We start from the raw sequence: 20,425 nt of genomic DNA, 5'->3' as shown, positions 1-20,425 counted from the left end.
CTGCTGCAGGACGCCGTTGACGCGGTGAGCTAATCGGTGCCCCCAGTGGGACTCGAACCCACACTGAATCGATTTTAAGTCGACTGCCTCTGCCGATTGGGCTATAGGGGCAACAGGCAGTCATCGTACCCTGCACCCCCGACGCGCTAAGAATTGCCTACCCCTCCTGAGATTAAGAACATATTTTCGATTCCACCCTCTTGGTGTTGGCTCCAAAAGTAGACTCATTACCCCAAACGGTAAGCACTATATAAAGTAGGTCTCACGATGGAAAAACAACTCACCTCGGTAGAAATTTGTGCTGGAGCTGGCGGTCAAGCGCTCGGTCTTGAGCAGGCAGGCTTTCACCACCGAGCTGTAGTGGAAATTGATGATCACGCAGTGGCAACACTTCGCTCGAACCGTCCGGAGTGGAATGTAATTCACCACGATGTTTTAGAGTTTGATATTTCCCCTTACACAGACAACCTCGACCTCTTTGCAGGTGGTGTCCCCTGCCCGCCGTTCTCCATCGCGGGAAAGCAATTAGGTCAAGACGATGAACGCGATCTATTCCCTCGCGCGATCGAACTCATCGCTAGCTCAAACCCGAAGGCAGTATTGCTGGAGAACGTTAAGGGACTGGCGCAGCCTCGTTTTGCGGCCTACAGAGATAAACTCGTCAACCAACTCGCAGAGCTTGGCTACCAGTCGTACTGGGAACTCGTTACTGCTGCAGACTATCGAGTTCCCCAACTTCGGCCGCGATTCATTTTGGTTGCACTGAAAGAGGAGTATGCCGAGTATTTCGCCTGGCCAACGCCATACGAGAACCGCCTCACGGTAGGGCAGGCTCTCGAACCGCTTATGGGTGCAAACGGCTGGCCAGGCGCAAAACGGTGGGCGCTACAGGCAAACGCCATTGGGCCGACTCTCGTCGGCGGATCTAAGAAACACGGCGGACCAGATGTCGGTCCAACCCGAGCCCGAGAAGCTTGGAAGAAATTAGGCGTCCGTGGCACAAGTATCGCAGAAGAGCCTCCTCACCCGGATTTTCCAACCGATCTCTCTGAAAATTTACCTCGCCTCACCGTGAAGATGGGCGCCGTAATCCAGGGTTTTCCTCCAGAGTGGAAATGGGAGGGGGGCAAGACTGCGGCGTGGAAACAGGTGGGGAACGCGTTCCCACCACCTGTGGCCCACGCGATCGGTGTTCGAATTGCATCTGCACTACGAAAGGAGCCTCTGCAGGGCCTCTCCCCGGCCACAGCGATCATCCCTAACGCACCGTTACTCGAGGAGCTATCATCATGAAACCGCGTCCAGCTTTAATTACATCATCGCGCCGCGCCTTACATCAGCAACTTGTTGAATCAGGCACCCTTTCCATCGCGGAGACACCACTTGGCAAGATCGCATCAAACGCTGACAAGAGTCAGTCATCGTCCCGGGCGCTTTCTCTCCACGTCGCGGAACAGCTCCATGCACACACTGCCAAGAAAAAGCCTGGACAGAGCGCTGGAGCGGGCTTCGAACACATCATTGCTGAATTCCTGGAAGCAACGTTCCCCTATATGCAATCTGTGCGCCCGGGCGATTGGTCCATCCTCAATGTGGGCAGCTCACGCCGTAGAGACCATCTCGCAGTGTATGAGCCATATACGCACCTTGCGAGTTTGGCAGAAGCAATCCGCCTTAACCCCGACTTAGGCGCGTCCCTGGGCAACAACTATGTCATATCCCCGGATATTTTGGTTCTCCGAAATGCAATCTCAGACGACGTGCTAAATCAAGACCGTGTCATCGTCGATGAACACACTGGAACCCTCTCCCCTGTACGCGCTGCAAACCGCGCGGCTCCCACCGCGCATGTGCACGCTGTCATCTCCTGCAAATGGACAATGAGGAGCGACCGATCTCAGAATACGCGTGCGGAAGCGCTCAATCTGATTAGAAACCGAAAAGGTCGGTCTCCGCATATTATCGCTGTCACAAATGAACCAACGATGAGCAGGATAGCTAGTCTTGCTCTGGGCACTGGCGACGTCGACATGGTGTACCACGTTGCGTTGAATGAGCTTATGATCGCGATTGAAGAGAAGGGAAGCGACGACGCCAAGGAATTAATGCATACCTTGGTAGACGGTGACCGCCTGCGTGACATCGCTGACCTTCCACTTGATCTTTCGGTCTAATTAAATGCTCAGTAGCCCTGCGTCCACTTTCCCTGTACCCATCGGCGCAGCATTCGGTCTCACATTTCATAGTGGAGGCGCTCGTGGTTAGTCGCAATCCGCTATTCGCGGGCACCTGCTGCTGAACTGACTGCCGTCATGCAAGAGGCGGGCTGGCGCCAACGCTTGCAGCCCTCGTATTCAGGGCATCGTCGAGGGGCGCATCCACCGCAACCTGGTTCCACTCCGCCTGCGCCCGTTCGGTGCGAACTCCTGCGTCACGAAAGGCAGTCGTCACGGCTCGACGTTCTGGCACAGTCGAGACGCGCATGGCACTACTCCTGCCACGAAGCGAACGGGCGGTTCTTTTCCCCGGTCACCACCGGCCCCAATGCGGAGCATTTTCTTGGTGCCCATCTCCCCGAATCGGCTGCTTACTCGCTGACTGAGATGACCTTCTTCTTGCCCTTCTTGCCCTTCCCTCCGGCGGGCTTGGGGCCGTTGACGTCAATCTCCTCGACATCGAACATGCTGGACAGGAAGTCGGCTACCCACTGGACGAGTTCCACGTCGCGCAGGTTCGGGCTGTTGATGGCCTTCGACTCGCGCGGCATCGGCACCTGGAGCGTCTTCGCGGCGGCGCGGTAGTTCGCCCCCGAGTACAGGCGCTTGAGCCGCACCTGCTTGGAGTCCGGCAGCTCCACCGGGTGGAACTTGATGCGCGTGCCCTGCACCAGGATGTCGGAGACCCCGGCCTTGCGCGCCTGGTGGCGCAGCCGCGCCACGGCCATCAGGCGCGACACCTCGACCGGCATCGGCCCGAAGCGGTCCACCATTTCCTCGGCGACGCGCGCGAGGTCCTGTTCTTCGCGCGCCTCGGCGAGCTTGCGGTAGATCTCCAGGCGTAGGCGTTCGGCGTTGACGTAGGTTTCCGGGATGTGGGCGTCGACAGGCAAATCGACCCGGATCTCCTTGGGGCCCTGGTCGGTGCCGTCGACGGTGCCGCCGTCCATCATGGCCTTAAACGTTTCGACCGCCTCGCCGACGAGCCGGACGTACATGTCAAAGCCGACACCGGCGATGTGGCCGGACTGCTCGGCGCCCAGCACGTTGCCGGCGCCGCGCATCTCCAAGTCCTTCTGCGCCACCGCGATGCCCGCGCCCAGGTCGTTGTGCTGGGCGATCGTGGCCAGGCGGTCATAGGAGGTCTCTGTAAGCGTCTTTTCCTTCGGGTAGAGGAAGTAGGCGTAGCCGCGCTCGCGGGAGCGCCCCACGCGCCCGCGCAGCTGGTGCAGCTGCGACAGGCCCATGTTCTGGGCATTTTCCACGATGAGCGTGTTCGCGTTGGCGATGTCCAGGCCGGTCTCCACGATGGTGGTGCACACCAGCACGTCGTACTCGCGGTCCCAGAAGCCCTGCACGGTCTGCTCGAGCACCTGCTCGCTCATCTGCCCGTGAGCCACCACCACGCGCGCCTCCGGCACGAGCTGGCGCAGGGAGCGGGCGGTCTTCTCAATGTCGGAGACCTTGTTGTGGATGTAGAAGACCTGGCCGTCGCGCAGCAGCTCGCGTCGGATCGCCGCGGCAACCTGCTTGTCCTCTTGCGGGCCCACGTAGGTGAGCACCGGGTGGCGGTCCTCCGGCGGCGTGGTGATGCTGGTCATCTCGCGGATGCCGGTCAAGCTCATCTCCAGGGTGCGCGGGATCGGCGTCGCCGTCATGGTGAGCACGTCCACGTGGGATTTGAGGGCCTTGATGTGCTCCTTGTGTTCCACGCCGAAGCGCTGCTCCTCGTCCACGATGATCAGGCCGAGGTTCTTCCACTGCACGCCGGTGGTGAGCAGGCGGTGGGTGCCAATGACTACGTCCACGGAGCCGTCGGCAAGCCCGCCCGTGATCTCCTTCGCCTCCTTGGCTGAGGTGAAGCGGGACAGCTCACGGACCGTCACCCCGAAGCCGTCCATGCGGCCGGCGAAGGTGTTGTAGTGCTGCTGGGCCAGCAACGTCGTCGGCACGAGTACCGCGACCTGCTTGCCGTCCTGCACGGCCTTGAACGCGGCGCGGACGGCTACCTCGGTCTTGCCAAACCCGACGTCGCCGACGATGACGCGGTCCATCGGCGTCGGCTTCTCCATGTCGTCCTTGACCGCGTCGATGGCCGCCATCTGGTCCTCCGTCTCCACGAACGGGAACGCGTCTTCCATCTCCTGCTGCCAGGGGGTATCCGGGGCGAAGGCGTGGCCCGGCGCGGCCTGGCGCTTGGCGTAGAGCTCGATGAGCTCGCCGGCGATCTCGCGCACGGCCGCGCGGGCCTTGCGCTTCGTGTTCTTCCAGTCCGAGCCGCCCATCTTGCTCACGCGCGGGGCCTCGCCGCCGGTGTACTTGCTCAGCAGGTCCAGCGATTCCATGGGGACCCACAGCTGGTCGCCGGGCTGGCCGCGCTTGGCGGGCTGGTACTCCAGCACGATGTACTCGCGCCGCGAGTCCTCATCGCCCGTCTTGATGGTGCGCTCGGCCATCTTCACAAACTTGCCAATGCCGTGTGTGTCGTGGACGACAAAGTCGCCCGGCGTGAGCGCGAGCGGGTCGACGCGGTTGCGGCGGCGCGGGGCGCGGCGTTTGGCGCCGGCGATGTCGCCGACCCTGTTGCCGGTCACATCCGTCTCGGTCACCACAACCAGGTTCGGGCCCGGGAACACCATGCCCGCGTGGCTGAGCGCCTGGTAGAGGGTCACGGCGCCGTCGACGGGCTCGAGCCCCGGCGTGGCGATGCGCGCGGACACGCCGTGCTCGCGCAGGCGCTCCGCGGTGCGCTCCACGGAGCCCTTCGCCGGGGCGACGAAGGCGACCTTGCCGTGGTTCTGCTGCACGTGCAGCTTCAGGGTGGCGTAGAGCTTCTCAATCTTCTTCGGGTCGCCCTTCGGCGCGGGCGCGGGGTCGAACTCGAGCGGGAGCGTCTCCGTGTCGTCCGCGGCGAACATGCCGGGCGGTGCGAAGGTCCACCACGCCGCCCCCGCGTTGCGCGCGGAAACCTCCAGCGACTCGTAGGAACGGAAGGAGGATGCGGACAAGTCGAGGCCCTCCACGGCGACGGGTCCCTCAGCGCCCATGGCGGCGGCCTCCCAGCCGGCCTCGAGGAATTCGTGGTCAGTCGCCTCCAGATCGGCGATGCGGGTGCGCACCTTCTCCGGGGAGGTCACCATCACGATCGCGCCGGACGGCATCAGCTCCGGCAGCGCCGCGTACTTCTGCTCGGTGAGCGCGGGGATGAGCGCCTCCATGCCGTCGGCGTGGATGCCCTCGGACACGCGGGTGAGCAGCTGCACCAGGGTCGGGTTGGACGGGAACTTCCTGGCAAGCTCGTCGGCTTTGGCGGACACGGTGGCGTCGATAAGCAACTGCCTGGCGGGGAACACCTCGACGGCCGCGACCTCGTCGATGGTGCGCTGGTCCGCGACGGAGAAGCTGCGCAGGTCGGTGACCTCATCGCCCCAGAACTCGATGCGGACGGCCTGCTCGGCGGTGGTGGGGAAAATGTCGATGAGGCCGCCGCGGGTGGCAAACTCGCCGCGCTTAGCCACCATGTCCACGTGTTCGTAGCCGAACAAGGAAATCCGCTCGGTGAGCTGGGAAAAGTCGTACTCGCGGTCGGCTTCGATCCGGATCGGCTCCGGCGCGGGGAGGACGGGCTGGCACGCGGCGCGCGCGGCGGCCACGATCACCCGCGGCATCTCCCACAGCACCTTCGAGCGCCGCCCCACCACGTCCGGCGCGGGCGAGAGCCGCTCGTGCGGCAGCGTCTCGTAGGCGGGGAAATGCCCCACCTTCGCCTCGCCGAGCAGCGCCTTGAGCTCCGCAGCGAGGTCCTCCGCCTCGTGCCCCGTGGCGGTAATGAGCAGCAGCGGCACCTCGCGCGCGATCGCCCCGGCCGCCCAGGCGCGCGCCTGGTCCAGCCCCGTCACATGCAGCGAATCCATCCCTACGTTGGCCACCAGCCCCTTGAGCTTGGGGTCGGTCATGGCCATGGTGAGCAGCCCGCCAAGCGCGGGCACGGTGTCCTGTGTCATTCGTCCTTCTCCCCATCCGTGGGCTTGTAGTGCTTGTCGACGCCACCTTCTCCGCCCCCACCCGAAGCCGAAAGTTCATACGGCACGATGTGGGGCTGCGCTTCCAGGCCGCGGAGCCCGTTCCAGCACATGTTGGCGATATGGGCGGCGGTGGTGTACTTGTCCGGCTGGCGCTCGTCCAGCCACCACAGCGCGGTGTTGGACACCGTGCCGACCAGCGCCTGACCGTACAACGCCGCAACCGAGTCATCTAATCCACGCTGGCGGAACGCCTGCGCTAACAGCGCGGAGACCTGCGAGGTGACGCGGCTGAGCAGTGTGGTGTAAGTGGGCTCCTCCCCCGGCGCTTGGCCGCGGACGATAATGATGAACCCGTCGGTTTCCTCCTCGACGTACTCCAGCACCGCGACCACCCCCTTCTCGATGCGCTCGCGCCACCGCCCATCCTGGATCACCGCGGAGATCCGCGTTTCCAGCTTCTGCATCTCCACGTCGATGACGGCGCGGTAGAGCCCCTCCTTGCCGCCGAAGTGCTCGTAGATGACCGGCTTGGACACTTCAGCCCGGCTGGCGAGCTCCTCCACCGAGATGCCGTCGAGGCCGCGCTCCGCGAAGGCGGCGCAGCCCACGGCAATGAGTTGGTCCCGGCGCTGTTTGCCGGTCATTCGCTGACGAGCCATGCGTACTACTTTACGTCCGCGCGGCCCGCACCCGTCGAGGCCTCACCGCTGGAGACATTTTATGGAATCGCGCGCAATACGCTAGACTATCTTCTTGTCATTCCCCATGGTGTAATCGGCAACACTACGGTTTTTGGTACCGTCATTCTAGGTTCGAGTCCTGGTGGGGAAGCTTTTTATGCAGCGGGTTCGCGTGGCTCAAATAGTAAATTTAATCCTTTTCCGACTACACTGCCATTGTTTTAACAGCTAGTCGGAAGGCCTCCCCTATGCCGCGCCCAATTCACGGCTCAACCCGGTATGTCCCTGCGCTCGACGGGCTCCGCTCGATCGCGGTGCTGTTGGTCATTGCGTACCACCTGAACCTCCCGGGCTTTGGCGGTGGGCTACTCGGCGTCGGCGTCTTTTTCACGCTCTCCGGCTACCTCATCACGCTCAACCTGATGAACGGCCACCTGCGCGACAACTCGCTGCACCTGGGCACCTTCTGGCTCCGCCGGTTCCGTCGTCTCGCGCCGGCGATGTTGGCCACCGTCCTGACGGTCCTGCTCCTCTCGGTCGCCTTCGACGCCGAGCACCTGCGCGACCGCGCCTTCGAGGCCATCAGCTCGGTGTTCTACGTGAACAACTGGCACAACATCGCCACCGGGACGTCCTATTTTGACCAGTTCAACGGGCCCGGCCCGCTCGACCACATGTGGTCGCTTGCCATCGAGGAGCAGTTCTACCTCCTGTGGCCGCTCCTGCTCTGGGTCCTGCTCAAGGTGCTGCGCCGCCCCTGGTTCGTCGCCACCGCCACCGTCCTCCTCGCCGCCGCCTCCTTCGGGTGGATGTGGGCACTGGCCACACCCGACGTGGACCCGACCCGCATTTACGAGGGCACCGACACCCGCGCCGGCGGCCTGCTGTTGGGCGCGGCGCTCGCCATCATCGTCGCTGCGCGCCGCAACGCCGGGAAGCAGGTGGCTGCTTCACCGGTGGCCGGCACGCTCGTCGGCGCAGTCGGCTTTGCCGGCATCATCGCGCTGAGCATGGTGGTCGCCCAGGAGAACATGTTCCTGTACAAGGGTGGCATCCTCCTGCTCAACGCGGCGACTGTCCTGGCCATCTACGCCGTTTTGGGCACGCGCGGCCCCTGGCCCGCGATCCTCGGCTGGGAGCCGCTGCGCTGGATCGGCGAACGCTCCTACGGCATCTACCTGTGGCACATGCCGGTCATCTACTTCATGCCGGATACGTGGCTGCAGGAGCACCTGTTCTGGGCCTCCGTGCTCACCGTCGGTTTGTCTGTGGCGCTCGCAGCGCTCAGCTGGACCCTGTTTGAAAACCCGATCCGCCGCCACGGTGTGTTCGGCCCACTCAAGGCGTACAAGACGAAGCCGCTGCAGGCGCTGCGCCCAGTATCGCTGGGGTCCACGGTGACGTTGATCAGCGTGATCGCCATCGGCATCCCCGCCCTGTTCGCCACGGACACCGGCAGCCCCGCGAAGCCGGCGATGGCGCTGCCCAACTCCGCGAAGAGCAGCGGTCACAGGGAACAGGAGGCCGAGGAAACGACCGAATCTATGACTACCACTGAGCAGGCGGCGTCGTGGAGCGACCAGGCCGCAGACGTCACCACCGCCTGCGGCCAGGTCATCCACGTGGGCGATTCGACCTCAATCGGCATGTTCGACCCCGGCCAGCTCCCCGAGGGCGCGGAAACCGCGATCGACCGCTACCTGGACGCCGGGGCGGACAGCGTCGAGACGAGCGTCTTCGGCGCTCGCGCCACCAACCAAGGGTTTAGCGGCAACGGCGAAAACTATCCGTCTGCCATCGAGTCCGTCCAGCAGCTCCAAAACATGGGCGTGCCCGGTGAGGACACCTGCTGGGTGATCGCCACCGGCGTCAATGACGCGGCCAACGCGGACGCCGCCCGCTCCTACGGCTACGACACCACCGGCGAGATCGAGACCAACATTCGCACGATGCTCGAGCTTCTCGACGGCTACCGCGTCATGTGGCCGACCGCCGCCACCGGCAACCCGAGCAACGGCTTCTACTCCAACGAGAACATGCAGGAGTTCAACGACGCACTCCGCAAGGTCGCGGCAGAGCGTCGCGACGTCGTGGTCTACGACTGGGCGTCCGAGGCCCGCGGCCACCTGGATTGGTTCCTGGCCGGAGACGAGGTGCACTACAACGCCACGGGCAACGACGCGCGCGGGAAGCACTTCGCCTCAGCACTGTCCCACGCATTCCCACAAGGCATCGAGACCAGCGACATCCCGAAGGACGCGGAGGTTACTGCGGACGGTCCAAAATCTTAAACTGGCCCATCATCCCCTCGTCCTCGTGGAACAGCATGTGGCAGTGGTACATGAAGGCGTACTCGGGGTTGGGGAGGAACGGGATGTCCACGTAGAGGCGGACCGTGGCCAGCGGCGGGATGTAGACGGTGTCGTGCCAGCCGTCCGTGAACGCTAACTCGCCGCCTTCCACGCCGAGCACGCGGAAGCGCGCGTTGTGGATGTGGAAGTTGTGGGGCCAATCCGCGTTCTCGTTGGTCACGGTCCACACCTCCGGCCCCTCCTTATCAATGACAAAGTCGATCCGGTCCATGTCCATGGACTGCTCGTTGATCTGGAACCCGTTGAGGCGGAACTCTCGCTCCACCGCTGCCTGGACATCGTCGGAGCTCACCTCCGGCGCCGCAGCGAGCGAGGACGGCAGGTCCCCACTGCTCCCGGACGCAGGCCCCGTGATTTCCAGCAGGTCGAACGTGTCGCCCAGCCCGAAGCCGTTGGCCACCTCCTCGTCCGGGAGTCCGCCGCCGTCCGGTACCCCGATGCTGCGCAGCTTCGCGGTCTTGCCCGCCTCAAGGTCCAGGATGACCTCGGCGCGCTCGCCCGGGCTGAGCAGGATCGAATCCACCTCGACGGGGCGCTCCAGCAAGCCCTGGTCCGTAGCGATGACGTGGACCGGCGTGCCAAAGCTGAGGTTGTGGAACCGCATGGTGGTCCCGTTGAGCAGGCGCAGCCGCAGCCGCGACGCTCGGGCCTCCAGCTTCGGCTTCGTAATGCCGTTGATCAGCGGGGTGTCCCCGAGCAGGCCGTAGGTCGGGTCGATCGTCTCGTCCAGCTGGCCGTCGTCGGTGAACTTGGCATCCGTGATCACCACCGGGATGTCGTCCACGCCGTAGGTACTGGGAAGGCCGAGGGCGTCCGCGTCGTCGTCGGCAATCACGATGCCTCCGGCGAGGCCGCGGTACGCGTGCAGCGCGGACACCCCGTGCGGGTGCGGGTGGTACCAGAGGGTGGCGGCGTCCTGTCGCACGGTCCACTCCGGCTGCCACTGCTCCCCCGGCGCGAAGGCGAGCGCGGGGCCGCCGTCCGCATCAGCGGGAAGGTGCATGCCGTGCCAGTGCACGACGGTGGGTTCGCTCACCTGGTTGCGCACCGTCATCCGCACGGTCTCGCCGTTGCGCATGTACAGGGTCGGGCCGAGGAAATCGCCGTTGAAGCCCCAGGTCTTGGTGCGCACCCCGGGCAGGATCTCAGCGTGCCCCTCCTGCGCGGTCAGCTCGAACTCGCGCGCTCCCCCGACCAACCGGCCCTGGTCCAACGGAGGGATAGGCAGGGGCCGTGCCTCCTCTTTCGCCCCGCGCGGGGTGGGTTGCCCGCTCGCGCAAGCGGCGAGTACCGCCGCACTCGAGAGGACGATGCCCCGGAAAAAGGTCCGCCGATTGATACCGCGTGCCACGGTCAAAGCCTCCTGCTCAGCCGAAAAGTTTGGTGCGCCTCATTCTGCGCACGCCACCCCTCAACTCTACTATTCCCCACATGAGCAACAGCCCGAAACCACATCAGGAGTACAACGCGCGCAGGTTCATCTGGTCGAACGGCCTGCAAGGCATCGGCGACCAGATCGTCGCGCCCAAAACGGTCCTGCCCTGGCTCTTCACGGCGGCGGGCGTGCCGCACGTCTTCACCTCCTTCCTCGTCCCGATCCGCGAGTCCGGCTCGATGCTCCCCCAGGCCGCGCTCAGCCCGTGGGTCACCTCGCAGGCGCAGCGCAAACGCGCCTGGCTCATCGGCTCGTGGGGCCAGGCGATCTCCGCAGGCTTGATCGCGCTCAGTGCAATGCTTATCGACGGCACCGCCCTCGGCGCCGCAGTCGTCGTCCTCCTCGCAGCGCAAGCGGTGTTCCGCGCGCTGTGCTCCATCGCGGGCAAGGACGTGCAGGGGCGCACCATTGAGAAGGGGCGCCGCGGCCGGATCACGGGCCGCGCCGCCGCGCTGTCCGGCGGCTTCACCCTCGCCGTCGGCCTTCTCCTCTCTTTTCTCCCCAACGACTTGCCCCGGTGGGTGATCGTGGCGCTGCTGGCTGGCGGCGCGTCCACGTGGGCGTTCGCCTCGCTGGTCTTTGGCACGATCAAGGAGCCCGCCGAGGAGCCGACTCCTGCGTCCAACACCAACTGGGCGAAGGCCACCTACGACCTGGTCAAGGGCGACCGCCAGCTGCAGAAGTTCCTCGTCGTGCGCTCGCTGATGTTGGTCACCGCCCTGTCCACCCCCTTTATCGTGGTGCTGGCGCAATCGGAGGGCGCGAACCTCTCCAACCTGGGCTCGTTCATCATTGCCTCTGGCGGCGCGGCGCTCATTGGTGGGCGCATCTCCGGCATCTGGTCCGATAAGTCGTCGAAGACGACGATGGCTTGGGCGGCGGCGGTGGCGTCGATAAGCCTGCTCCTGCTCGTCGCGAGCGCAAACCTGCTGCCCGCGGCCGCCAACGCGTGGATCATGCCGCTGGGCTTCTTCGTGGTCAACCTGGCGCACACCGCCGTGCGCGTGAGCCGCAAGACGTACCTGGTGGACATGGCGGACGGCGACCGCCGCACGATGATCACGGGGGCCGCGAACACCGTGATGGGCGTGGTGTTGCTAGTGGTCGGCGCGATCTCCTCGGCGATCTCGGTGCTCGGACCGCAGACCACGCTGGTGTTCCTGGCCCTCGTCGGCTTCGTTGGTGTGTTCTCCGCCGCGAACCTGAAGGATGTCTCTGCCCGCAACGCGTAGGCGTTATGCGTTAACGTAAACAGGACGATAGTTACTCAACTCAAAGCCATACATAAGGAGCCAAGAGTGCCAAACCACTCCCAGTGCGCCGTCGTTGTGCTCGCCGCAGGCGCCGGTACCCGCATGAAGTCGACGAAGCAGAAGACGCTGCACGAGATCGGTGGGCGCAGCCTGCTCTCCCACTCGCTGCATGCCGCAGCCTCCGTGCACCCGGAGCACGTCGTCGCCGTCGTCGGCCACCAGCGCGACCAAGTGTCTCCGGCGGTGGACGAGATTGCCCAGGAGATGGACACCACCATCCTCCAGGCGGTGCAGAAGGAGCAGAACGGCACCGGCCACGCGGTCCAGTGCGGCCTGACCGCCATCCCCGACTTCGACGGCACAGTCGTGGTCACCAACGGCGACGTCCCGCTCCTGCAGCCGGAGACCATCGAGGCGCTCATCAGCGAGCACGAGCGGGCGCAGGCCGCCGTGACGGTGCTCTCCCTGGAATTCCAGAACCCCACCGGCTACGGCCGCATCATCCGCGACGAGTCCGGCGACGTGCGCGAGATCGTCGAGGAGAAGGACGCTAACGACGAACAGAAGGCCGTCAAGGAGGTCAACTCCGGCGTCTTTGCGTTCGACGGCGCCGTGCTGCGCGACGCGCTGACCCGCATCAACTCGGACAACGCACAGGGCGAGCTGTACATCACCGACGTGCTCGGTATCGCCCGCGGCGACGGCAAGACCGTCGCGGCCTTTGTGGCGCCCGACGCCCGCGAGCTGGCCGGCGTGAACGACCGCGTGCAGCTGGCTGCCGCCGGCAAGGAGCTGAACCGCCGCCAGGTGGAGAAGGCGATGCGCGGGGGCGCCACCGTGGTCGACCCGGCGACCACCTGGATCGGCGTAGACGTGGAGATCGGCCAGGACGTGATCATCTACCCCAACACGCAGCTGTGGGGTGCCACCTCGATCGGCGACCGCGCCGAGATCGGCCCGGACACCACGCTGACCGACATGGAGGTGCACGCCGGCGCCAAGGTCGTGCGCACCCAGGGCGAGCTGGGCGTGATCGGCGAGGACGCAACCGTCGGCCCGTTCACCTACATCCGCCCCGGCACCGAGCTGGGCGCGCGCGGCAAGCTCGGCGGGTTCGTCGAGTCCAAGAACGCGAAGATCGGCGAGGGCTCCAAGGTCCCGCACCTCACCTACATCGGCGACGCCACCGTCGGCCGCGAGTCCAACATCGGCGCCTCCTCCGTCTTTGCCAACTACGACGGCGTGAACAAGCACCACACCACGATTGGCGACTACTGCCGCACCGGGTCCGACACCATGTTTGTCGCCCCGGTGAACATCGGTGATGGCGCCTACACCGGCGCGGGTACAGTGGTAACGGAAGATGTGCCTGCAGGCGCACTCGCCATCAAGGAAGGCCGCCAGCGCAACATCGAGGGATGGGTGGAAAAGCGCCGCCCGGACACCGATGCTGCGAAGGCTGCCAAGAACGCACGCGAGAGCTAAAGGATCGCAATGACTGGATACTCAACCGAAAGCCACAAGGACCTCAAGGTCTTTTCGGGCCGCGCCCACCCGGCGCTGGCGAACCAGGTGGCCAACGAGCTCGGTATTGACCTCGTTCCCACCACCGCCCGCGACTTTGCAAACGGGGAGATCTTCATCCGTTTCGAGGAGTCCGTCCGCGGCGCCGACTGCTTTGTCATGCAGTCGCACGCGCAGCCGCTGAACAAGTGGCTGATGGAACAGCTCATTATGATCGACGCGCTCAAGCGCGGCTCCGCGAAGCGCATCACCGCGATCCTGCCGTTCTACCCCTACGCCCGCCAGGACAAGAAGCACCGCGGCCGCGAGCCGATCTCCGCTCGCCTCATCGCGGACCTGCTCACCACCGCCGGCGCCGACCGCATTGTCTCCGTGGACCTGCACACCGACCAGATCCAGGGCTTCTTCGACGGCCCGGTCGACCACATGCACGCCCAGCCCATCCTGGTGGACTACATCAAGTCCAAGTACCCGATGGACAACCTGGTCGTGGTTTCCCCCGACGCAGGCCGCGTGAAGACCGCGGAGAAGTGGGCGAACGCGATGGGCGACGCCCCGATGGCGTTCGTGCACAAGACCCGCGACATCGACGCCGCGAACAAGGTCGTGTCCAACCGCGTCGTCGGCGACGTCAAGGGCAAGGATTGCATCCTCATGGACGACATGATTGACACCGGCGGCACCATCGCCGGCGCCGTCGGCGTGCTGAAGGAGGCGGGCGCGAAGTCCGTCGTCATCGCCTGCACCCACGGCGTGTTCTCCGACCCGGCACGCGAGCGCTTGAGCCAGTGCGGCGCCGAGGAGGTCATCACCACCGACACCCTGCCGCAGTCCACGGAAGGCTGGAAGAACCTCACGGTGCTGTCCATTGCCCCGCTGCTGGCCAAGACGATCCGCGAGATCTTTGAAAACGGCTCGGTGACCACCCTCTTCGAGGGCCAGGCGTAGTAGCCCACCGCCGTACTTTCCCATAAGCCCCCGTGACCGCACGCCGGTACGGGGGCCGCAATGAATTGTGAGGAGTCCCGTGTCCGACGTAGCAACACCGCCAGAAAGCGATGGTGGCCTGCAGCGCGGCGTGAAGCAGCGCCACATGCAGATGATCGCCTTTGGCTCATCGATCGGCACCGGCCTGTTCCTCGGCTCCGCCGAGTCCATCAACTACGCCGGCCCCGCGGTCCTGCTCGCGTTCCTCATCGTCGGCGCGATCGTCTACCTGCTCATGCGCATGCTGGGCGAGATGGCGGTCGCCCACCCGGTCTCCGGCTCGTTCGCCGCCTACGCCCGCGAGTTCATCGGCCCGCGCGCCGGCTTCATCGCGGGCTGGAACTGGTGGTTCACCACCATCGTGGTGGGCATGATCGAGCTGACCGCCATGGGCACGTTCCTCGACTTCTGGTTCCCATCCATCCCCCACTGGCTCACCGCCCTGGTCACGCTCCTGGTCGTGGTGACCATCAACGCGGCGCGCGTGAGCGTATTCGCGGAGGCCGAGTACTGGCTCAGCCTGATCAAGGTCATCGCGCTCACCCTCATGATTGTGCTGGGCATCGTGCTCGTCTTGGGACTGGGACCAGAGCCCGCGGTGGGCACCGACAACCTGTTCATCCACGGCGGGTTCTTCCCCAACGGCGCCACCGGCGTCCTGTTCTCCCTGGTCGCGGTGACGTTTACATTCGGCGGCATCATGTCCATCGGCACGGCCGCGGGCGAGGCGCAGGACCCGTCGAAGTCCATTCCGCGCGCCGTCAACTCGGTCATCTGGCGCATCCTCCTGTTCTACCTGGGCGGCATGAGCGTCATCTTGCTCCTCGCCCCGTGGGACGAGCAAGGCTCCTCCGCCAGCCCGTTCATCCGCGTGCTCACGGCAGTCGGCGTCGACGGCGCAGCGCACCTGCTCAACCTGGTGATCCTGGTGGCGGTGGCCTCGGTGTGCAACACCATGACGTACTCCGGCAGCCGTATGCTCCGCGACCTCTCCCGCAACGGCCAGGCCCCCGCCTGGTTCTCCGCCACCACCAAGAAGGGCTTGCCGCTTCGGGCACTGCTTTTCGACGCCACGCTGATGGGCGTCGTTGTCATCCTGAACTACTTCTTCGAGGGGAAGGTCTTCGCGGTGTTGCTTGCCATCATCGTGGGTTCGGAGCTGATCACGTGGGCGTCGATAAGCTTTGCCCACCTCCGCTTCCGGGCGGGCGGCGGGCAGACTTCCTTCCGCGCGCCGTTCTACCCCGTTGCCAACTGGCTCTGCGCCGGGTTCTACGCGCTGGTGCTCGTGCTCATGGCGTGCCTGCCGGATTACCGCGTGGGGCTGCTCGCGCTCATTGCCTGGATCGTCGCACTGAGCGTAATAAGTGCCCTCCGGAAGCACGATGAGGTCCTAAACTAGTCAGGCATGATCCGCCACGATCTCTCATCCCTTCCCGCATACGTCCCCGGCGCGCGCGAACTCGCGCCCGGCACCGTCAAGCTCTCCTCCAACGAGTCCGCGGAAGGACCGCTGCCCACCGTGGTGGAGGCGATGACGAAAGCGCTGGACGGCACGAACCGCTACCCCGACATGGGCGCGGTGGAGCTGCGCGAAGCCCTGGCCGCGCACCTTGGCGTCGACGTTGACCAGGTCGCTGTGGGCACCGGCTCCTCGGCGCTATGCCAGCAGCTGGTCACCGCCACTGCGCAGCCCGGCGACGAGGTAATCTTTCCCTGGCGATCGTTCGAGGCCTACCCCATCTTCGCGCAGGTCGCGGGGGCGACGCCGCGCCCGATTCCGCTGGACGCGCAGCACCGCGTCGACCTCGCCGCGATGGCCGGGGCGATCACCGACGCCACCCGCCTCATCTTCGTGTGCAACCCGAACAACCCGAGCGGCACCACCATCACGACCGCGGAGTGGGAGTCATTCATGGCCGCGGTTCCGCCGCGCGTGACGGTCGCGCTGGACGAGGCCTACTTTGAATACAACCGCGCCGCCGACACCCCGGTGGCCACCGAGGAAATCACGAAGTACCCCAACGTGGTGGGCCTGCGCACGTTCTCCAAGGCGTACGGCCTGGCCGGCGTGCGCGTGGGCTACGCCTTCGGCGCCCCCAGCATCATCGAGGCCCTGAACAAGGTGGCGGTGCCATTTTCTGTCAGCTCCGTCGCGCAGGCGGGGGCGCTCGCGTGCCTGAGCGCGGGCGCGGAGCTGAAGGCTCGTGTGGACGAGACGTGTGCTCAGCGGACCAGGCTGGTCGAGGCGCTGTCGCGCTTCGGCACGCCGGAGTCGCAGACCAACTTCGTCTGGATTCCGGGTGCCCCACAGGATTTCGCCGAGCGCATGGCCGCGCACGGCGTGCTTGTGCGCGCGTTTCCAGAGGGCGTGCGCATCACAGTCACGAACGAACACGAGACAGACGCCTGCCTGCGCGTCCTTCACCAGATATTGGAATAGACGTTCGCCTCGCTCCGTACGCTCGCGGGCATGGAGTGCAACCTCGACACCGTCGACGCCGTCCTTGCAGACCTGCGCAGCCCGGCCGCCTCGGGCCGATGCACGACGACGCTGCTCAGCCCCAGCACTGGACCCCCGAGCAGCGCGAGCGCCTGTACCTGCACACCGAAATAAAGGAGCTCGAGGCGGAAACGGTGGCGTACCTCGTCTGCTCGCGCCCGGCCATCCGCTCCTCCAAGAGTTTGGATTGATGTCGCTGGTGGGTTACACTTTCCACGTCTCGGCGAGGGCTGTATAGCCGTTATCGGCGCGATATGCATCCAGACTTTTTCTCATGCTCGAGTGAGCAGTGATGAGCAAGCCTGCGATCACTCGACGAGCACCTGTTCCGTTCAGTGGTCGCAGGCTTTTCCTGTGGCCCGAAACTATAAAGGAGTCACATCATGGCTGTTACCCCGACCGTCATCAAGGTTGAAAAGCGCGAAGAGTTTGGCAAGGGCGCTGCCCGCCGCCTGCGTCGCGAGGGTCGTATCCCGGGCGTCCTCTACGAGTCCGGCATCGACAACATCCACTTCTCCGTGGACCGCATCGAGATCTCCGCGATCATCCGTAACGAGGGCGTGAACGCTATTCTCGAGCTCGACCTCGACGGCGAGAAGCTGCTCTGCATGGTCAAGCACATCGACCAGAACGTCATCTCCATGGACATCGACCACATCGACGTGCTTGGCATCAAGCGCGGCGAGAAGGTCAACGTCGAGGTCCCGGTCATCACCACCGGCGAGGCTCACCCGGACGCCGTCGTCCTGGTGGAGAACGACGTCATCGAGATCGAGATCGACGCCCTGAGCATCCCGGACGAGCTCGAGGTGTCCGTCGAGGGCAAGGAGATCGGCGACCAGATCACCGCTGGCGACGTCACCCTGCCGGAGGGCGCTACCCTGCTGTCCGACCCGGAGGACCTCCTGGTCAACGTCACCTACGAGCAGGTTGACGAGGAGCTCGAGGAAGCCGCCGCTGAGGCCGAGGAGGGCGGCGCCGAGGCTGGCGCTGAGTCCACCGAGGACGAGGCTGAGTCTGGCGACTCTGAGGAGTAAACACGATATGCTGAGGGGCCGTGTCTACTTCTGATTCGCCCCTCCTCGTTGTGGGGCTGGGAAATCCCGGCCCCACCTACGCCGGCACGCGCCACAACGCGGGCATCGCGCTTATCGACGAGCTCTGCTCCCGCGCCACACCGATGCCGGCCCAACTTGCCGTGCACAAACGCACGAACACCGAGGTCGCCGAGCTTGCCGCCGGCCGCCTCCTGCCCGACCGCCAGGTCATCCTGGCGCGCACCCGGGCCTTCATGAACGTCTCGGGCGGGCCGATCAAGGCGCTCGCGGACTACTTCCGCGTTCCCCCGTCCAACCTTTACGTCGCCTACGACGAGCTGGATCTCGAGCTCGGCCAGGTCAAGCTCCGCACCGGCGGCGGGGACCACGGGCACAACGGGCTGAAGTCCGTCACCAAATCCCTGGGCGGCAAGCCCTACCACAAGCTGGCGCTCGGCATTGGTCGCCCGCCAGGCCGCATGGCCCCGGCGGACTACGTGCTCAAGCCGTTTTCTTCCCGGGAGCAGGTCGAGATCTCCATCGCCGCGGCCGATGCGGCAGATTTGTGGCGCCATTCCGTATAAATTTGTGGCATGCGCTTAGTCACCCTGAGAGTCCCCGGCCATGACCTGACCGTCGCCGCCCGCCTCGAGTCCGACACCACCGCGGTCACCTACCCAGGTTTCCCGGACGTCGGCGCGCTCCTCCAGTCGGATTCCTGGCAGGAGGGCGAACGTGTCTCGTTTTCCCACGACCAGCTAGCGCCCGTGATTCCGAGCCCAAGCAAGATCATCTGCGTCGGGCTCAACTACGCCAAGCACATCGAGGAGATGGGGCACGAGCGCCCCGACGTCCCCACCCTCTTCATCAAGTTCCCCGAGGCCCTCATCGGCCCTTACGATGACGCGGAGATCCCCGACTTCAACGCGGATACGCTCGACTTCGAGGGCGAGCTCGCTGTGGTGGTAGGAAAGTACGCCCGGCACGTGCGGGAAACGGATGCGCACGCACACATCGCCGGCTACGCGGTGATCAATGACTACACCCAGCGCCACATCCAGAAGCGCACCAAGCAGTGGCACCAGGGAAAATCATTAGAAAAGACCGCGGGGTTCGGCCCGTGGCTGGACACCGAGTGGCAGCCCGGCCCCACCCTGACCACCACCGTCAACGGCGAGATGATGCAGCAGGCCCCCACCGACGATCTCATCTTCTCCCCCGCCAAGCTCATCGAGTTCATCTCCCACCTCTACCCGCTCAACCCTGGTGACGTGATCGCCACTGGCACTCCGGCGGGCGTGGGCCACGCGCGCGACCCCAAGCGCTACCTCGCAGACGGTGACACGGTCCGCGTGGAGATCGACGGCCTCGGCGCGATCGAGAACACCACCCGCATCCTGCGGCGACAGCACGCCATGCTCACCAGCGCGTTCCCGCCCTCCGAGTACCTCTACGAACCAGAGTCGGACGAGAGCGACATCGCGATGATGCTCTGCCACGGCTGGAGCGCCGCCGAAATCACCGCGCATTACGAGGACGAGGACAACGTCGACGCCCTTTCGCTTCTCGACGACATCCGCGCCGAATACGCCCGCCGCATCCCCTCCCCCTCCGAGGACGCCACAAAACTCGAGGCCTTCAGCGACGCGCTCGCCGACCGCGGTCTCTCCTTCTCCTTCGACGAGGGCTGGACCAAGGCCGAAGCCGCGGACGAGGGCGCGGATCGGGCCACACGCGAGGGCCGCCGCGGTTACGCCTACTGCACCACGCAGGACGTGGACGGCCTCATCCACACCGGCAAGCTCTATTTCGGGTTTGCCTCGCTGGATGCGCCGAACACCGACGCCGACGACGCCGTCGGCCAGGAGGTCGTCGACGCGCTCAGGGACGTCGGCTTCGCGCCCGAGTGGGAAGGCACCCGCGCCGCGCGGATCACCTGCAGCGGCCTCGTGTTCGAGCTGGCGCTGAGCGACTAACGTTCGCCCAGCAGGTAGCGCTCGATCTCCTTCGCCGGCGCCTCCATCAGCTCCCCGCGGTCCTTGCCCACCAGGCAGTAATCCTGATCCTTCGTCATCGGGCGCAGGTACGGGTAGATCGGCGGCATGTCGCGGTAGCGCTTGGTCATCTCGTTTTCCAGGCCGCGCGCCCACCGGCCGGAAAACGCCTTGCTCACCACGGTTCTCCGGTCGGTGCGCAGCAGCTCGCGGTTACGCTGGCTGGTACCGGCTTCATCGGCCATGAGGAAGGCGGTGCCGCACGCAATGGTCGACGCGCCCAGATCCCGCAGCCGTGCCACATCCTCCGGCCCCCGCACCCCGCCCGCGGCGATGAACGGCGCACCGAAGTCCGCCACCTCTTCGACGATGGTGTCCAGGTAGCGGGTGTCCGGAACC

General features: G+C 65.2%; 15 protein-coding genes, 1 tRNA gene and 1 pseudogene. 12 read left to right on the top strand and 5 right to left on the bottom strand.

Annotated features, from left to right (window positions below; all coding sequences use genetic code 11):
* Positions 1–37 precede the first annotated feature (37 nt).
* Positions 38–111: transfer RNA gene (locus CKJ84_RS11890), tRNA-Leu, on the bottom strand.
* Between the two features lie 156 nt (positions 112–267).
* Between CKJ84_RS11890 and CKJ84_RS11885 the strand changes: the two genes are divergently transcribed.
* Positions 268–1,293, top strand: coding sequence for a DNA cytosine methyltransferase (locus CKJ84_RS11885; RefSeq protein WP_095547094.1), 1,026 nt, complete (start codon positions 268–270; stop codon positions 1,291–1,293).
* A complete protein-coding gene (locus tag CKJ84_RS11880; RefSeq protein WP_095276872.1) occupies positions 1,290–2,174 on the top strand; it encodes an NgoMIV family type II restriction endonuclease in 885 nt (294 codons plus the stop codon). The genes CKJ84_RS11885 and CKJ84_RS11880 overlap by 4 nt, the downstream gene beginning before the upstream one ends.
* Before the next feature lie 413 nt (positions 2,175–2,587).
* On the opposite strand, the gene mfd is transcribed toward CKJ84_RS11880, so the two are convergent.
* Positions 2,588–6,220, bottom strand: coding sequence for a transcription-repair coupling factor (gene mfd, locus CKJ84_RS11875; protein ID WP_095547093.1), 3,633 nt, complete (start codon positions 6,218–6,220; stop codon positions 2,588–2,590).
* Positions 6,217–6,900 (bottom strand): TetR/AcrR family transcriptional regulator, encoded by a 684-nt coding sequence (locus tag CKJ84_RS11870; protein ID WP_095547092.1) that lies wholly within the window; start codon positions 6,898–6,900, stop codon positions 6,217–6,219. The genes mfd and CKJ84_RS11870 overlap by 4 nt, the downstream gene beginning before the upstream one ends.
* A 269-nt stretch (positions 6,901–7,169) precedes the next feature.
* Here CKJ84_RS11870 and CKJ84_RS11865 point away from each other — a divergent pair, with 269 nt between their 5' ends.
* Positions 7,170–9,212 (top strand): acyltransferase family protein, encoded by a 2,043-nt coding sequence (locus tag CKJ84_RS11865; protein WP_095276878.1) that lies wholly within the window; start codon positions 7,170–7,172, stop codon positions 9,210–9,212.
* Here CKJ84_RS11865 and CKJ84_RS11860 read toward each other — a convergent pair.
* Positions 9,187–10,644: a multicopper oxidase family protein gene (locus tag CKJ84_RS11860; protein WP_233125716.1), complete on the bottom strand. Its 1,458-nt coding sequence runs from the start codon at positions 10,642–10,644 to the stop codon at positions 9,187–9,189. The genes CKJ84_RS11865 and CKJ84_RS11860 overlap by 26 nt on opposite strands.
* A gap of 80 nt (positions 10,645–10,724) precedes the next feature.
* On the opposite strand from CKJ84_RS11860, the gene CKJ84_RS11855 reads away from it, so the two are divergent.
* The 9 genes and pseudogenes from CKJ84_RS11855 to CKJ84_RS12575 all read left to right on the top strand — a co-directional run.
* A complete protein-coding gene (locus CKJ84_RS11855; RefSeq protein WP_095276881.1) occupies positions 10,725–11,960 on the top strand; it encodes an MFS transporter in 1,236 nt (411 codons plus the stop codon).
* Between the two features lie 66 nt (positions 11,961–12,026).
* Positions 12,027–13,466: a bifunctional UDP-N-acetylglucosamine diphosphorylase/glucosamine-1-phosphate N-acetyltransferase GlmU gene (glmU, locus tag CKJ84_RS11850; protein WP_095547091.1), complete on the top strand. Its 1,440-nt coding sequence runs from the start codon at positions 12,027–12,029 to the stop codon at positions 13,464–13,466.
* A 9-nt stretch (positions 13,467–13,475) separates the two neighbouring features.
* The gene (locus tag CKJ84_RS11845) at positions 13,476–14,453 is read left to right on the top strand and encodes a ribose-phosphate diphosphokinase (protein ID WP_095535692.1); all 978 of its coding nucleotides are present in this window, start codon (positions 13,476–13,478) and stop codon (positions 14,451–14,453) included.
* 79 nt (positions 14,454–14,532) lie between these two features.
* A complete protein-coding gene (locus CKJ84_RS11840; RefSeq protein WP_233125714.1) occupies positions 14,533–15,894 on the top strand; it encodes an amino acid permease in 1,362 nt (453 codons plus the stop codon).
* 6 nt (positions 15,895–15,900) lie between these two features.
* The gene (gene hisC, locus CKJ84_RS11835; RefSeq protein WP_095547090.1) at positions 15,901–16,935 is read left to right on the top strand and encodes a histidinol-phosphate transaminase; all 1,035 of its coding nucleotides are present in this window, start codon (positions 15,901–15,903) and stop codon (positions 16,933–16,935) included.
* Between the two features lie 98 nt (positions 16,936–17,033).
* Positions 17,034–17,186 (top strand): hypothetical protein, encoded by a 153-nt coding sequence (locus CKJ84_RS12285; protein WP_158221708.1) that lies wholly within the window; start codon positions 17,034–17,036, stop codon positions 17,184–17,186.
* Between the two features lie 192 nt (positions 17,187–17,378).
* Positions 17,379–18,032, top strand: coding sequence for a 50S ribosomal protein L25/general stress protein Ctc (locus CKJ84_RS11830; RefSeq protein ID WP_095547089.1), 654 nt, complete (start codon positions 17,379–17,381; stop codon positions 18,030–18,032).
* A gap of 20 nt (positions 18,033–18,052) precedes the next feature.
* The gene (pth, locus tag CKJ84_RS11825; RefSeq protein WP_095535694.1) at positions 18,053–18,616 is read left to right on the top strand and encodes an aminoacyl-tRNA hydrolase; all 564 of its coding nucleotides are present in this window, start codon (positions 18,053–18,055) and stop codon (positions 18,614–18,616) included.
* A 9-nt stretch (positions 18,617–18,625) separates the two neighbouring features.
* Positions 18,626–19,423: pseudogene (locus CKJ84_RS12575) on the top strand (fumarylacetoacetate hydrolase family protein); the annotation flags it as partial.
* A 581-nt stretch (positions 19,424–20,004) separates the two neighbouring features.
* On the opposite strand, the gene CKJ84_RS11815 reads toward CKJ84_RS12575, so the two are convergent.
* Positions 20,005–20,425: nitronate monooxygenase (locus CKJ84_RS11815; RefSeq protein WP_198949282.1), on the bottom strand; the 421-nt coding region annotated here is incomplete at its 5' end.

The sequence above is a fragment of the Corynebacterium sp. NML 120412 genome, assembly GCF_002285155.1.
Taxonomy (GTDB): Bacteria; Actinomycetota; Actinomycetes; order Mycobacteriales; family Mycobacteriaceae; genus Corynebacterium; species Corynebacterium gottingense.
The sequence above is the reverse complement of the archived record's forward strand: the minus strand, read 5'-3'. Positions and strand labels throughout refer to the sequence as shown.